At 45.0% G+C, this 14,095-nt stretch carries 11 protein-coding genes and 2 tRNA genes; 5 read left to right on the top strand and 8 right to left on the bottom strand.

Translation table 11 applies throughout. From position 1 onward, the window contains the following. Positions 1–56: 56 nt before the first annotated feature. Complete coding sequence (nrdB, locus tag DBX26_RS09010; RefSeq protein ID WP_014232383.1) at positions 57–1,190, top strand: class Ia ribonucleoside-diphosphate reductase subunit beta; 1,134 nt, start codon at positions 57–59, stop codon at positions 1,188–1,190. Beyond that, complete coding sequence (locus DBX26_RS09015) at positions 1,190–1,471, top strand: 2Fe-2S iron-sulfur cluster-binding protein (RefSeq protein WP_014232384.1); 282 nt, start codon at positions 1,190–1,192, stop codon at positions 1,469–1,471. Before nrdB ends, DBX26_RS09015 begins: the two co-directional genes overlap by 1 nt. 109 nt (positions 1,472–1,580) lie before the next feature. Here the strand turns inward: DBX26_RS09015 and DBX26_RS09020 are convergent, their stop codons facing one another. Continuing rightward, on the bottom strand, positions 1,581–2,573 hold the full coding sequence (locus DBX26_RS09020; RefSeq protein WP_118118848.1) for an NAD-dependent epimerase/dehydratase family protein: 993 nt from the start codon (positions 2,571–2,573) through the stop codon (positions 1,581–1,583). Positions 2,574–2,607: 34 nt separating this feature from the next. Then, positions 2,608–3,672 (bottom strand): MBL fold metallo-hydrolase, encoded by a 1,065-nt coding sequence (locus DBX26_RS09025; RefSeq protein WP_174234190.1) that lies wholly within the window; start codon positions 3,670–3,672, stop codon positions 2,608–2,610. A gap of 105 nt (positions 3,673–3,777) precedes the next feature. Between DBX26_RS09025 and DBX26_RS09030 the strand changes: the two genes are divergently transcribed. Further along, positions 3,778–4,404: a TetR/AcrR family transcriptional regulator gene (locus DBX26_RS09030; protein ID WP_162889689.1), complete on the top strand. Its 627-nt coding sequence runs from the start codon at positions 3,778–3,780 to the stop codon at positions 4,402–4,404. 60 nt (positions 4,405–4,464) lie between these two features. Here the strand turns inward: DBX26_RS09030 and DBX26_RS09035 are convergent, their stop codons facing one another. Then, positions 4,465–5,697, bottom strand: a complete 1,233-nt coding sequence (locus DBX26_RS09035) for a CinA family nicotinamide mononucleotide deamidase-related protein (RefSeq protein WP_118118850.1) — start codon at positions 5,695–5,697, stop codon at positions 4,465–4,467. Between the two features lie 369 nt (positions 5,698–6,066). Between DBX26_RS09035 and DBX26_RS09040 the strand changes: the two genes are divergently transcribed. Both DBX26_RS09040 and DBX26_RS09045 read left to right on the top strand, forming a co-directional pair. After that, a complete protein-coding gene (locus DBX26_RS09040) occupies positions 6,067–6,969 on the top strand; it encodes a DUF3943 domain-containing protein (protein ID WP_024372913.1) in 903 nt (300 codons plus the stop codon). Positions 6,970–7,181: 212 nt separating this feature from the next. Next, positions 7,182–7,694, top strand: coding sequence for a glycine cleavage system protein R (locus DBX26_RS09045; RefSeq protein ID WP_020335558.1), 513 nt, complete (start codon positions 7,182–7,184; stop codon positions 7,692–7,694). An 85-nt stretch (positions 7,695–7,779) separates the two neighbouring features. Here the strand turns inward: DBX26_RS09045 and nspC are convergent, their stop codons facing one another. The 5 genes from nspC to DBX26_RS09075 all read right to left on the bottom strand — a co-directional run bounded on the left by nspC (position 7,780) and on the right by DBX26_RS09075 (position 14,071). Further along, the gene (nspC, locus tag DBX26_RS09050) at positions 7,780–8,913 is read right to left on the bottom strand and encodes a carboxynorspermidine decarboxylase (RefSeq protein WP_014232391.1); all 1,134 of its coding nucleotides are present in this window, start codon (positions 8,911–8,913) and stop codon (positions 7,780–7,782) included. Positions 8,914–9,028: 115 nt separating this feature from the next. Then, positions 9,029–10,282 carry a carboxynorspermidine synthase gene (locus DBX26_RS09055; protein ID WP_014232392.1) on the bottom strand — a complete coding sequence of 418 codons (1,254 nt, stop codon included), beginning with the start codon at positions 10,280–10,282 and terminating at the stop codon, positions 9,029–9,031. 18 nt (positions 10,283–10,300) lie between these two features. After that, on the bottom strand, positions 10,301–13,177 hold the full coding sequence (locus DBX26_RS09060) for a pyridoxal phosphate-dependent class III aminotransferase (protein ID WP_118118854.1): 2,877 nt from the start codon (positions 13,175–13,177) through the stop codon (positions 10,301–10,303). A gap of 725 nt (positions 13,178–13,902) precedes the next feature. Then, positions 13,903–13,978: transfer RNA gene (locus tag DBX26_RS09070), tRNA-Gly, on the bottom strand. 6 nt (positions 13,979–13,984) lie between these two features. Then, positions 13,985–14,071 (bottom strand) — tRNA-Leu (locus DBX26_RS09075). Positions 14,072–14,095 lie beyond the last annotated feature (24 nt).

Consider the following 14,095-nt stretch of genomic DNA (forward strand, 5'->3'; position numbering starts at 1 on the left):
TAACAGAATATCGAAAACCTCCCCTACGCGGGAGGTTTAAAAGGAATTGAGGCATTATGGCTTACAGTACTTTTAACCAGAAAAAAAATGACCAACTAAAAGAACCAATGTTCTTGGGTCAATCAGTAAACGTTGCTCGCTATGACCAACAAAAATTCGAAATTTTCGAAAAGCTGATCGAAAAGCAACTTTCTTTCTTCTGGCGTCCAGAAGAAGTTGACGTATCTAGCGACCGTATCGACTACAACAAGTTGCCAGATCACGAGAAGCACATCTTCATTTCTAACCTGAAGTACCAAACGCTTCTCGATTCAATCCAAGGCCGTAGCCCGAACGTTGCGCTACTTCCTCTTGTTTCTCTGCCTGAACTAGAAACATGGATTGAGACTTGGTCTTTCTCTGAAACGATTCACTCTCGTTCGTACACGCACATCATTCGTAACATCGTGAACGACCCTGCTGTGGTATTTGATGACATCGTTGAGAATGAACACATTCTAAAGCGTGCGAAAGACATCGCGCACTACTACGACGATTTGATTCAAGCGACGAATGACTACCATCGCTACGGTGAAGGTGAGCATGTCCTTAACGGTGAAACAGTTAAGGTAAGCCTGTACGACCTTAAGAAGAAACTGTACATCTGTCTGATGTCTGTGAACGCTCTAGAAGCGATTCGTTTCTACGTAAGTTTCGCATGTTCTTTCGCTTTCGCAGAGCGCGAACTGATGGAAGGTAACGCGAAAATCATCAAGCTGATCGCACGTGATGAAGCGCTTCACCTAAACGGTACTCAGCACATGATCAACCTGCTACGTAACGGTCAGGATGATTTCACGTTCATGCAAATCGCAGAAGAAGCAAAACAAGAATGTTTTGATCTCTTCAAAGAAGCGGCAGAGCAAGAGAAAGAGTGGGCAGAATACCTGTTTAAAGATGGTTCAATGATCGGCCTGAACAAAGACATTCTTAGCCAGTACGTTGAGTACATCACCAATATTCGTATGCAAGCGGTAGGTCTACCAGCAGCGTACCCTGAAGCGACAAGCAACCCTATTCCATGGATTAATGCTTGGTTGTCTTCTGATAACGTTCAAGTTGCGCCTCAAGAAGCAGAGATTTCATCTTACCTTGTTGGTCAAATTGACAACGAAGTAAGCGCGGACGACTTTGAAGGATTTGAGCTGTAATGCCGACAATCAAAATCAACAAACTTATCAGCATTGAATCTAACCCTTCCAATACTATTTTGGAGACAATGGAACAGTCTGGCCTATTACCAGAATATAACTGCCGTGACGGCCACTGTGGTGCATGTCGCTGTACGTTAGAGTCTGGTGAAGTTGAGTATGTTGGTTTTGCTATGGCTTACACTCAAGGCGAAGAAATTTTGCCTTGTATCTGTAAAGCGAAATCCAATGTTTCACTCAGTGGCGTTAACTACACGATGAAAGAAAAGCAGCGTGCCTGACGTCAACTGAGTAGCATCGAACGTAACAAGACAAAGTAAACACCTTTGTTTGTATTCAGAACCCCACCTCATACAGGTGGGGTTCGTTTTTTGTGAGACTACAAATTGATCAGCGGAGATACAATGATTGCATGGTCTCTCTAACAACCGTCTCTGCCGCTTTAGGTGAATGGCCGAGATGCATCAATGAGTTGTGCAAATCAAACACAAACTTATGTTTGAGGGTACGTGCCACATTGCTGCGAATGATCTTAGGCCGAGTATTCGTTTTAAGCGCTTCCGCTTCAGCTTGATCAACAAGTGCGTAAATCTCATTTTCATCCAGTATCTTCGGAGCAACGAGAGACGGGTTGATCTCGCGGGCAATATCAATGATTTGTTTAGTGGAAATGGTGGAAGTGTTAGCTAAAACATAGCGATGCCCACGAACACCTGTTTTTGCTGCGCTAATCATTCCTTTAACGACATCATCAACATCAATAGGGCTTAAGTATAACTCGTATAAGAATGGCATTTTACCATTCACGATTGCAGAGAAAGCGTCGAGCGATTCAGTATTCGGTTTGTATTCCCCGCCTAGAATAGTGGAAGGTAGTACCGTCACCATATCCAAATCTAACTCTTCCGAAACTTTCCATGCCTCTTGTTCTGCAAGGGTTTTCGCGCGGCAGTATGGGTTGACCTGGTCAGAAACATTGTATCCTTCAACAATAATTTCGCCGTTTTCGTTGCGATGTGTTTGTTCTAAAGAAGCGATGGAGCTTACATAAACGACTCGTTTTACCCCTGCTTCTTTTGCGGCTTCCAGTATGTTTCTCGTTCCGATCAAGTTGGGGTTTACGATTTCAGCCTCCTCATCTTCTGCCCAATGTTTGAAGACTGCTGCAACCTGATAGAGGGTATCAATGCCATTAAGCGCTTCTCGCAGTGACGCTTTATCTAATAAATCGCAGTAAACAACATCACAATCGATTCCCTGCAATGAATCAGACTTCTTCAAGTTACGGATGCCTGCACGCACGTAGTCTCCTTGTCGAGAGAGAGCCCTGACAAGGTTATTACCAACGTGACCACTTGCGCCTGTGACTAAACATCTATTCATAATCTTCTCCTTAAAGTTTTCATCGACTATTGGTTCAAAACTGAGCGATTTCGAGGTTGCTGTTTGCTGATTGCTCCAGCCACCAACGATTCTTAAGTGATGGCGCATCAAGTACGACTTGTTCACCGAAAGCAGGAGTGACGAGTTGAACGCCACGATTCGCAGTTATTGCGGATATACGTTCAAGAGGCTCGTACCATGGGTGCATGGATAAATCGAATGTACCGTTATGGATTGGGATCATAAATTTCCCTTGCAGGTCGATATGTGCCTGCACGCTTTCTTCCGGCATCATGTGAATATCGCTCCAAAGCGAGTTGTAAGCCCCCGCTTCCATTAGAGTGAAATCAAATGGGCCATAACGCTCGCCGATAGATTTGAAACCAGAGAAGTACCCGCTGTCCCCACTAAAGAAAATACGATGTTTGCTGCCTAGAATAACCCAGCTCGACCAGAGGGTTTGATTACGATCCAACAAGCCACGACCTGAAAAGTGCTGAGAAGGCGTTGAAACGACTTCAATGTTGTTCAGCGACACCGGTTGCCACCAATCTAGCTGGATGATCTTTTCTCTCGAGATGCCCCAATTTTGCAATCGGTCACCCACTTTAAGAGGCGTAACAAATACACCAACTTTTTCATCGATCGCTTTTATCGTCGCTTTATCCATGTGGTCATAGTGATCGTGACTGATAATCACAATGTCGATGTAGGGCAACGAACTTGCTGTGATTGGAGCCGGATGAAAGCGCTTCGGTCCAGCCCACTGTATTGGAGAAGCACGTTCACTGAATACAGGATCCGTAAGAATCCAAGTGCTATCGATGTGCATTAACACGCTTGAATGGCCGAGACGATATAAGAAGTCGCTCTTCGGCTGACGAAGATCGTTAGGATTTATTTCATAATTGAGAAGCGGTGTTTTTGGGACGGCATCAACACGTTTTGCTGTTAAGAATGCATGAACGATCTTCACCGTGTCGCCCAGAGTCGATGAATATCGCATTTCGCTGTTGTAAAACTTTTGTTTATTAGAAGCTAAGCTCGCTAGCATACCGACCACCAATATTCCTAAGAAGATAAAAGTAACTGACTTCATTCTTTGTCACCAAAAGTAAACTATACGGTGTAGTTTACTTAACTAGATTGAAAAGTAAACTATGCAGTGTAAAATTGGATCAAAGAATTACGAGCAATGATCTTTATGATGGAAAAAAAGCTGACTCGAAGTGAGTTAAAACGGGAAGCGATAGTTGAGGCAGCCATTGAAGCTTTTCGTGAAGAAGGCGTGAAAGCGACGAGCATGGATAAATTAGCCGCGTTAGCCAATGTGTCAAAGCGCACGATCTACAATCACTTTGAAAGTAAGGAAGCGCTGGTTCTGCATTTGCTTTCTGAACTATGGCAAAGAGCGATAATACAAAGCAACGTCACATACAGTGGCAAGCAGCCATTGAGTACTCAACTTGCGTCACTACTGACCGAAGAGTTGGAATTTCTATCTTCGCCACAATATCAAGACTTGGCTCGAGTAGCATTTGACTACCTGTTCAGCAACCCGGATATGTTGCAGGAAGAATTGAAGAAGCTGGCAGAAAAAGAAACCGCAGTTTATCGCTGGATCCTTGCTGCGAGTGATGACGGCAAACTGATCGATCTTGATGCCGAGTTTGCTAAAGAACAGCTGCATAGTTTGATCAAAGGAAGCGCGCTGTGGCCTCAGCTGATGCGTATCAAAGCACCACTAACGGAAAAAGAGAAGCAACGTCTGGTCGAAGAAACGACACGACTTTTCCTTGCTCGTTATCAAAAATCCCAACGTGAAGAATAGGCATATTTAAAAAGCCAACAGAGTTGGCTTTTTTATCCAAAAGTCGTGTAAAAACTGGCACTAAATTACACTGGATGGAATGTGCATCTCTTTCACTTTTTCTAAAAATGCATAGTGGGCAAACATCGGCTTACCTTCCAGATAACGGCGCAGTAGATCGAGAGCGGCTGTACTGATGACTTTTACTTGATCATCGCGCTGATATTTTCTGGACAGCTTGTAGACAGCTCCCCATTCCCCTTTAGGCGTCGATAGCGCGACAGAAAACAGACCATCATCAAGTTCGCCTGTAACTAACGACAAATCAGTTCGGCATTTTTCACGAGTCGCACCGGACAGTGCAAACGTTGCAGCTAATGGGTCACCTTCGTCTTTGATAGCTTGATTACTGCCTGATAAAACCCAGCTGTGGCCAAGTTGCTTTTCGGCGTTTTCATCACCGTTGAGCCAATAGGTCAAATACCCTGCACTGCTCTTTTCAGAAACTGATAGCGTTAACGCTTTCTCTACTAACAACTGGCCGACATGCTCGATCATAGGCTGGTCGATGCTGACTGTGTTAGCCTCCAGGTGTTGATTAATTATCTGCAATAACTTTAAACGCTGATCAAACTGATCGTTAGGGCCAAACAGTTTCACTTCAATGAAAGGTAAGTAAGAGCGATAACCAAGCTCATACCCCTCAGGTAACTTTATCGGGTCCAACTTATCTGAGATGCCCGACTCTGAGAGTCCAAATGTATAAATGCGGCTACATGAAGAGCCTTGAACATCAGGGAAAGTGCGCTTCAAATCAGGCAAAATCTGCGTTTCTGCCATCAGTTTAAATTCGCTGGGTACGCCTGGCGTAAAATAGAAAACCGCATCGTTAATCAACATTTTAAAACCACAGGCAGTACCGATTGGGTTATCGAGTATTTGAGCAGTTTCAGGGAGCATGGCTTGTTTTAAATTACTATCTGGCATAGGTTTGCCACGTCGCGCATACATGCTCTCTAGCTGCTCAAGCCATTCCTTAAACAGCACCAACTTACAATCAGCCGCTTTTGCTGCTGCCGCGGCACTCAAGTCGTCAGTCGTTGGCCCTAAACCACCATTAACGATAACAACGTCATTATTAAAACTCAGCATTAAAAACTCTTCAATCAAGCTCGATTGCTTATCACCGACTGTTGAGCGTTTAGTTAAGCCAAATCCTTGCTGATAAAACAGACTAGACATCCAGGCCGCATTTGTATCAACAATATCCCCGTGAAGAACTTCTTCACCGGTACTAAGCATTGCAATTTTCACAACTGACTCCTCACCATGAGCACATTTCTAATTTTGTATGCTGTACTCATATCATGTTCTATTTATTGAATTAGTTTTACCTGCACTGGTGTTAACTATACACAAATCCGCTCGAATTGCATGGTTCAAACTGGGTAACCGGAACAAAAGAAGCCACCACGACAGCGCTTGAGGGTGATGAAAAAGGACACGTGCCGACGCTCTAATCACGTTGATAATGTGAGCCGATCACCTCAAGGTGCAAGCTAGTGTAATGAAATCATTTTGATATAAATTAACATCAAGTATTTAAATGGTTTTTTATTTAAGGGATAATTTGAGTTAGATCATCAAATCAATTACTCGGAGACCTTTGTGTCAAAATCATCCATATTCAAGAAGACTCTAGCAGGACTCGGCTTTGTAACAACAACCGTTGCAAATGCAAGCCAATACGATATGGCCAGACATTCGGAGTTTTCGTACGCCCCTGATTGCCTGTCCGGCTACTGCGCAACGACCAATCTATACACCTTTGAAGCTCAAAACCGCAGTCTGGCTTTTGAACAGGATAATGATGATTCTTTAAATCTTGACGCTGGTCTTCAACCCAAACATCTTATCGTTCCTCAAGATAAAGACTGGGATTACCTCATGGGCCAAACGTACACCATTCTTGGCTTGAGTGTTGCGACTGTCGGTTTGATGACCTTCCTTCCAGAAAGTATCACTAAGTGGGATGAAGAAGACCGTGATATGAGTAAGCTGGGTCAGAAATGGAAAGACAATGTCTCTGATGGTCCGGTTTGGGACCGAGATGAGCATGTTCTCAACTATATTATGCACCCTTATTTTGGTGGTGTTTACTATACTGCGGCCCGCCACTCTGGTTATAACGAATTTGAGTCGTTCTTGTACTCCGCTACAATGTCAGCGTTCTTCTGGGAGTATGGTGTGGAAGCTTTTGCTGAAGTGCCTTCTTGGCAAGATCTTTTCATTACGCCGTTTTTTGGTGCTGTCGTTGGCGAGATGATGGTAACCGCTGAGCAAGATATCCTGGCAAATGGTGGTGAAGTATTGGGTTCGGAAACGGTGGGTGATATATCACTATTCTTCCTAAACCCAGTCGGTCATGTCCACTACTGGGTCACCGACGCATGGGGTGGCAGTGCCGAACTTCAATTTAGTTCATCCCCTTGGTTTGGTAATCAGGATGTAGCCAAGTTTGCGATGAACGCAGGTGCCAGTTACGACAGCCAGTTCTATGGCATGGAATTAAAAGTCACGTTCTAATCTGACGTAAACCGATAAAGCAGCCGACTGGCTGCTTTTTTGTGGTTCAAACACAGTTTTAAATATTCGCTTCAAGAATTAGCCCAAAAAATTGACCTTCATCAAACATATCCCTCACCTAACACCTACACTGAATAAAAGGATTTATTCCAATAACTTAAGCGCTACGTAATCCCGTGCCGCGTCCAAACCTTTTTCCAGGAGGGGACCATATGAACACTGTGTTTATCGTTAATTTTGCTGGTCAGGCATCACCTGCGACCATCAAGGAACTTGCTGCCATCACCCATGAAAATGGAGGTAAATGGTTAATCAGTAAAGTTAACTTTATTGAAGACCAAGTGGCGGGGGTGATTAAAATTGAATTACCAAAAGAAAAAGCCGATATCGTTAAAGACGCATTTTCCGCATGTCAGACATTAGTGGTTAAATTCGTCGATTCCGAACCTTACTCGCATAGTGCCGACACGATCTTCCAGCTCAGACTCGACGCCAACGACAGAGCTGGCATCGTAAACGAGATAACCCATATTCTTGATGATCAAGGCATCTCGATTTTAGATATGGACTGTCAACGTGTCTTTATTGCTGGAGGTGGCGGCGTCAGCTCAAGCCTGTTCAGTGCAAAAATCGCGATTAAACTGCCAAGCGAAATGGAAATTGAAGATGTAGCGAATGAGCTAGAAGCGCTGAGTGAGGATACTCGGGTTATCATAGAAGACTAGGGTCTGTTGACCTGCCCCGCCTCCTATAAAAAAGAGCAGCCTCAGCTGCTCTTTTGCATTGATATAGTACAGAAAGCCAGAACGCTTATTTCACTGACCATTGAGATAGTGAACGTTTAAAATCTGAATAATCAAACTCGTTCAGCTTTTGAATCTCGCCGTTTGAACGCTCACAGTAAACAGAAGGCATACGCAAACCGTTAAACCAGTTTAGTTTCACCATGGTGTAGCCTGCACTATCTAAAATGTGTAGACGTTGGCCAATTTCTAGCGGCTGTTCAAAGTTCGCCACACAGAATTGGTCACCCGCAAGGCATGAGCATGAACCGATCACGTATTCGTGCTCGCCATTCTCAGACGCTTCTAGAATTGAAGCCGGCTCGTTGTAAATCAGCGTATCTAAACGGTGTGCTTCAGTTGCAGAGTCAACAATCGCAGTTTTCTTAACGTTCTCTACGATATCAACCACAGTCACAACCAGATCCGTGGTCTTAGTAATGATCGCTTCACCAGGCTCTAAGTACATTTGTACGCCGTGTTTCTCAGAGAAGGCTTTCAGAGCAAGACCTAGCTTTTCAATATCGTAACCAGGCCACGTAAAGAACACGCCGCCGCCCATGCTTACCCAATCAAGCTTGTTTAGGTACTCACCAAACTGTTCTGAAATCGCATCCAGTAATCCAATAAACGCATCTACGTCTTTGTTCTCACAGTTCATGTGGAACATCACGCCATCAATACCGTCAAATACTTCTGAATTGATGTGATCCGCTTGTACACCAAGGCGAGAGAATTGACGTGCAGGGTTCGCTAAGTCTTGACCTGCATAGCTCACGCCTGGATTCAAGCGCAGACCAATTGACGCTTTACCTTCAACGATATGACGGTAAGCAGCAAGCTGAGATTGCGAGTTAAAGATCATCTTGTCACAGATGTCAGCAACCTCACGTACGTCGTCTTCACTGTAACCCACACTGTATGCGTGCGTTTCACCGCCAAACGTTTCATGACCAAGCTTCACTTCAAACGGGCCAGAACTTGTTGTTCCGTCTAAGTAAGGCTTGATGATGTCGAAAACACCCCAAGTTGAGAAACACTTCAGTGCAAGAACCAGCTTCACACCTGAGATTTCTTTCAGCTGTTTAGCTTTCTCTAGGTTTTCTACCAGCTTGTCTTCATTGATCATGAAGTACGGGGTTTTTAGTTCGTTGTGTTGCATTGTAATACCTTGAGTCCCCTCGCCTAAACGAAGGCACTATAAAATCGAACAAAGCCGACGCATTCGCATCGGCTTAGATTTAAGTTAATTCCAGGTTTGCTACGAGCTTAAATAGTTACTTTTTAAGTTCGTGGATAACTGGAAGTCCCTGACCTGCTTCAAGCTCTTGAACATGCCAATCCAGACCGATAGAAGGCATGGTTTCCAGGAACGGATCTGGGTTTAGCTGTTCCATATTGAACACACCTTTATCCGCCCACTCGCCACGGAAGAATTGCAGTGCCGCAGTGATCGCTGGTACACCTGTGGTGTAAGAGATCGCCTGGTGCTCTACGTCTTCGTATGCCACTTCGTGGTCAGCATTGTTGTAGATGAAGACGCTGCGCTCTTTACCGTCTTTCTTACCTTGAACCCAAGTACCGATACACGTTAGACCGGTGTAGCCTGGTGCAAGAGAAGTTGGATCTGGTAGTAGCGCTTTCAATACGTGCAGAGGCTGTACTACTGTACCATCGTGCAGCGTTAGTGGGTCTGGGCTCAATAGGCCGATATCACGCATTACATTGAAGTAGTTTAGGTAACGGTCACCGAAACCCATCCAGAATTCAATGCGTTTTGCAGGGATGAATTCCTTCATTGAACGAACTTCATCGTGCGCCATTGAGTACACTTTGTGTGAGCCACAGTTAGGGAATTCAAACTCAAGCATACGAGAGTGACAAGGTACTTGTTTCCACTCGCCATTTTCCCAGTAGAAAGAGTCGCCTTGGATCTCTAGCATGTTGGTTTCTGGGTCGAAGTTTGTCGCAAACTTCTTACCGTGGTCACCAGCGTTTACGTCCATTACGTCGATAGTATCGATTTCATCGAACAGATGCTTAACTGCGTACGCTGCAAATACCGATACTACGCCTGGATCGAAACCAGCACCTAGGATACCAGTGATGCCCGCTTCTTCGAACTTCTCACGGTAACCCCACTGCCAATCATAAGCCTGAGGTACTTGCTGACCTTCAGAACACAGGTCAACTGCTACTGATGTATCCAGGTATGACACTTTCGCTTGGTAACATGCTTCCATGATTGGCATGTTTACCCATGGAGGACCAGCGTTGATCACAAGATCAGGCTTAACTTCTTTAATAAGAGCAACAAGAGAATCTACGTCGTCAGCATTAACTGCTCTAGCTTCTAATTTCTTAGTTGAATCTTTCAGGTTATTTTTCTTCTGAATAGATTCGATGATTTTCTCACACTTACCTACGGTACGTGATGCGATTGTGATATCACCCAGAACGTCGTTGTTTTGTGCTGCTTTGTGTGCAACTACCCAGCCAACGCCGCCTGCACCAATCTGTAGAATTGCCATAGTTTTCCGTTACCTTTGTTAAACTAGCTCAACTGCTAGCATATGGATTTTTGAGAGCAAAGATTCAAAGTCCGCCGTCGTTAGACACGGGTTCAAAATCGTAAATTTAAGAGCGGTTTTACCGTCAACAATGGTTTCACCCAGTACTGCGGTTCCGCGAGTCAGCGCCTCTAAACGCAACGCTTTATTTAGTTCATCAAGATCTGCGGATTCATGTGTCGCACGGAACAGAACCGTAGATAGTGATGGTTCCGCCAACAACTCAAAGTTGTCGTTATCGCGGATCATATCTGCTACTTCTAGCGTTTGATCAAGCAGATGGTCGTACATGTCGCCCAGAGCTTTTGGCCCCACGCTTTGCATTGTCATAAATACTTTTAAAGCATCAAAACGCTTAGTTGTTGCGATAGACTTATCTACCAAGTTTGGTAGTTCGTCGTGTTCGCGGTTCAAGTAATCTGCATGATGAAGCAGGAACTTGAAGTTTGACTTGTCATTAACAAGAAGCGCACCACAACTGATTGTTTGGTAGAACAACTTGTGGAAGTCAACGCTGATAGACTGCGCACGCTCAACACCTTTTAGGCGAGCTTTTTGGCTGCTAAGAATCAAAGCACCACCATATGCGCCGTCGACATGCATCCACAGTTCATGTTTTTCAGCCATGTCTGCAATGAAGTCTAGATCATCAATCGCGCCGTGATCGGTTGTACCAGCTGTACCCACGATCGCAAATGGGATTAAACCTTCCGCTTTTGCCTGAGTCAGCACGTCATCCAGTTTGTTCACATCCATCGTACCGTCTGGATTGGCATCAACAGTCATGACTGCTTTTTCGCCAAGTCCCATCCAAGACGCTGATTTTTGAACCGTGAAGTGTGATTTCTTCGAACACACAATTCTCAGTTTGTCGGCGTACTCTGGAAGACCTAGCTTCTGAATAGAGTGACCACTTAGTTTGTCTGCGATCCAGTCTCGCGCCAGCATCAAGCCCATTTGGTTACTTTGAGTGCCGCCGCTAGTGAAAATACCGTCAGCTTGCTCGCCTAGCTCGTATTTGTCGCAAAGCCAGTTCACCACTTTTTGCTCAACGTAAGTCGCAGAAGATGCTTGATCCCAAGAGTCCATAGACTGGTTCAGAGCTGCAATCATCGCTTCAGCCGCAATCGCAGGCATGAGCGGTGGCGTGTGTAAATGCGCAATACAATCAGGGTGCTGTGTAAAGATCGCATTCTTGGCAACAAGCTCTGCAGCGTCGTCAATCACTGATTTAAGAGGCGCATTTTTGTTGTCTAGGTCGACAGCATTGATCGCTTCTTCTAACGCTTTAGGGTCCATACCTGAATATGGCGCACTCACTTGTTCGAATACAGACTTCATAGCTGCAGTCGTGTGGTTCATCACTGATGCAAACTCAGTACTACCTAATTCACCAGTGTGAACGAAGTGCTTTTTCCACTCTTCCTGTGGTGAAGCTTCAACATGGCTACCGCCAGCAGCAATGATGGCTTCTTCAAGCACACGCAGAGCAAAGTCGATTTGCTCAAATGAAATAATCAGTGGTGGAAGGAAACGAATTACAGAGCCTTCACGGCCACCCTTCTCTACCATCAAGCCACGCTCTAGTGCCGCACGTTGAATCGCAAGCGTCAGCTGACCATCAGCCACAGGCTCACCGAACTTGTTCAATTCGCCATTAGGGTTCTTAATTTCAACGCCCAGCATCAAACCTTTGCCGCGAACTTCTGCGATACAGTTAACGCGCTTCTGAATGCCTTCCAGACCAAAACGAAGGTATTGGCCAGCAATGTTTGCATGCTCGACAAGGTTGTCACGTTGAATAATCTCTAGCGCTTTCGCACCACTAACCATTGCAAGCTGGTTACCGCGGAACGTACCCGTGTGCTCGCCCGGATTCCAGGTATCGTGCTGCTTGTTGATAACAAGAAGCGACATCGGCATACCACCACCGATCGCTTTCGACAAACACAACACGTCTGGAACGATGCCGGCTTCTTCGAAAGCAAAGTTGTAGCCAGATTTACCAACACCACATTGAATTTCGTCGAAGATCAACAGAATGCCGTGTTCATCACAGATACGGCGAAGCTCACGCAGCCAGAATGCTGGCGCAGGGATAACACCACCCTCACCTTGTACTGGTTCAACGATGATTGCCGCCGGCTTCATAATGCCTGCTTCGTCATCATTTAGAAGACGCTCGATGTAACGAATACTCGCTTTCGCACCTTCATCGCCACCAAGTCCAAACGGGCAACGTAAGTTGTATGGGAAAGGCATAAAATGTACGTCTGACATCAGACCTGTACGACGAGCCTTAGTACCTAAGTTACCCATCATGCCCATCGTACCGTTAGTCATACCATGGTAAGCACCACGGAATGCGAACATAGTGTTACGGCCAGTCGTCTGTTTCGCCAGTTTGATCGCCGCTTCAACTGCATCGGCACCAGATGGTCCACAGAACTGAATCACACAGTTATCACCCAGTTCTTGAGGAAGAAAAGACTTCACAGACTGAATGAAATGCGTTTTCGCCGAGGTAGCAATATCAAGCGTCTGATAAGGTAGGCCAGAATCTAGCTGATCTTTCAATGCTTGATTGATTTCTGGGTGGTTATAACCCAGTGCCAAAGTACCAGCACCCGCAAGGCAATCCAAAAAGATTTGACCTCGAGTATCTTCTACTAAACAGCCATAAGCCTGTTTAATAGCAATCGGCAAGCGACGAGGATAAGAGCGAACCGCTGATTCGTGCTCAGCCTGATCAAGTAATACTTGGTCTGGAGTTAAGTCGTACGTTCCCTCAACAACTGGAACCTGTGATGAAAAAATGTTTGCGATATTGTTATCGACTTCAAAGGCAGTGGTCATACTAGGTAATCCCTTGAATTATATTAGTTCTTCATCCTGTTTTAATTATCATTAGAAAAAAGTTACAGGAGAAATAAGTAAACCTCCGCATTTGTCATGGCTGAGATGACAAACACAGATAATCCTGTCACGACATTCGTGACTTCTATATGCGCTGGGACGTAATCAAGGTTCCGTAATGCACCCGTTTTGTAAAACAGGACATTTCGGCAGTATGAAGCTGATTAGTGTGTGTTTATTCAAAGGTTGCAATGTTGGGTTTCCCATTAATATGCTGCACTTACAGCATTAGTATCCCGTCTATCAACAAAAGGCTTTGCCGATACCTACCCTACGTAGTGTCACAATCAGCTTGAATGTTCACTACGCGTATCCCCCAGAGAACCAAAGGCGTAAATTACGCTCCGAGATTGCGCGCGAATTTATCACAAAATAAAATCTCATGGCAATGATTTTTCATCATTGATTTATTGATCTCGGACGCAATTGTATTTTGCCAATGGCGGCAGAACTTGTAACCTTAGCCTATATAAGGTAATCGCGACGCACAACAGAGACACATAACAAGCTGAAAATACGAACAAATTAGACCGCGAATAACACTGAACGATGTGATCAGAAAATACGGTTGAGACGTGAAATATGAGAGAGTTCCTAGAAACTGCTATTTTTCTAGGGAGAAAAACGAAAAAAACCCAGCATAAGAATGCTGGGTTTTCGTATTTTGGAGCGACACACGAGGTTCGAACTCGTGACCTCAACCTTGGCAAGGTTGCGCTCTACCAACTGAGCTAGTGTCGCATGAGATGGTGCCCCGGGCCGGACTTGAACCGGCACAGCGCGAACGCCGAGGGATTTTAAATCCCTTGTGTCTACCAATTCCACCACCAGGGCACACAAATATACTTTGTGATGCCT

The organism is Vibrio sp. dhg (genome assembly GCF_003443775.1).
Lineage (GTDB): Bacteria > Pseudomonadota > Gammaproteobacteria > Enterobacterales > Vibrionaceae > Vibrio > Vibrio natriegens.

Bases quoted from the DNA above. Each gene is read 5' to 3' on its own strand.
- nrdB (WP_014232383.1), top strand. From the start codon at position 57: ATGGCTTACAGTACTTTTAACCAGAAAAAAAATGACCAACTAAAAGAA.
- DBX26_RS09015 (WP_014232384.1), top strand. From the start codon at position 1,190: ATGCCGACAATCAAAATCAACAAACTTATCAGCATTGAATCTAACCCT.
- DBX26_RS09020 (WP_118118848.1), bottom strand. From the start codon at position 2,573: ATGAATAGATGTTTAGTCACAGGCGCAAGTGGTCACGTTGGTAATAAC.
- DBX26_RS09025 (WP_174234190.1), bottom strand. From the start codon at position 3,672: ATGAAGTCAGTTACTTTTATCTTCTTAGGAATATTGGTGGTCGGTATG.
- DBX26_RS09030 (WP_162889689.1), top strand. From the start codon at position 3,778: ATGATGGAAAAAAAGCTGACTCGAAGTGAGTTAAAACGGGAAGCGATA.
- DBX26_RS09045 (WP_020335558.1), top strand. From the start codon at position 7,182: ATGAACACTGTGTTTATCGTTAATTTTGCTGGTCAGGCATCACCTGCG.
- nspC (WP_014232391.1), bottom strand. From the start codon at position 8,913: ATGCAACACAACGAACTAAAAACCCCGTACTTCATGATCAATGAAGAC.
- DBX26_RS09055 (WP_014232392.1), bottom strand. From the start codon at position 10,282: ATGGCAATTCTACAGATTGGTGCAGGCGGCGTTGGCTGGGTAGTTGCA.
- DBX26_RS09060 (WP_118118854.1), bottom strand. From the start codon at position 13,177: ATGACCACTGCCTTTGAAGTCGATAACAATATCGCAAACATTTTTTCA.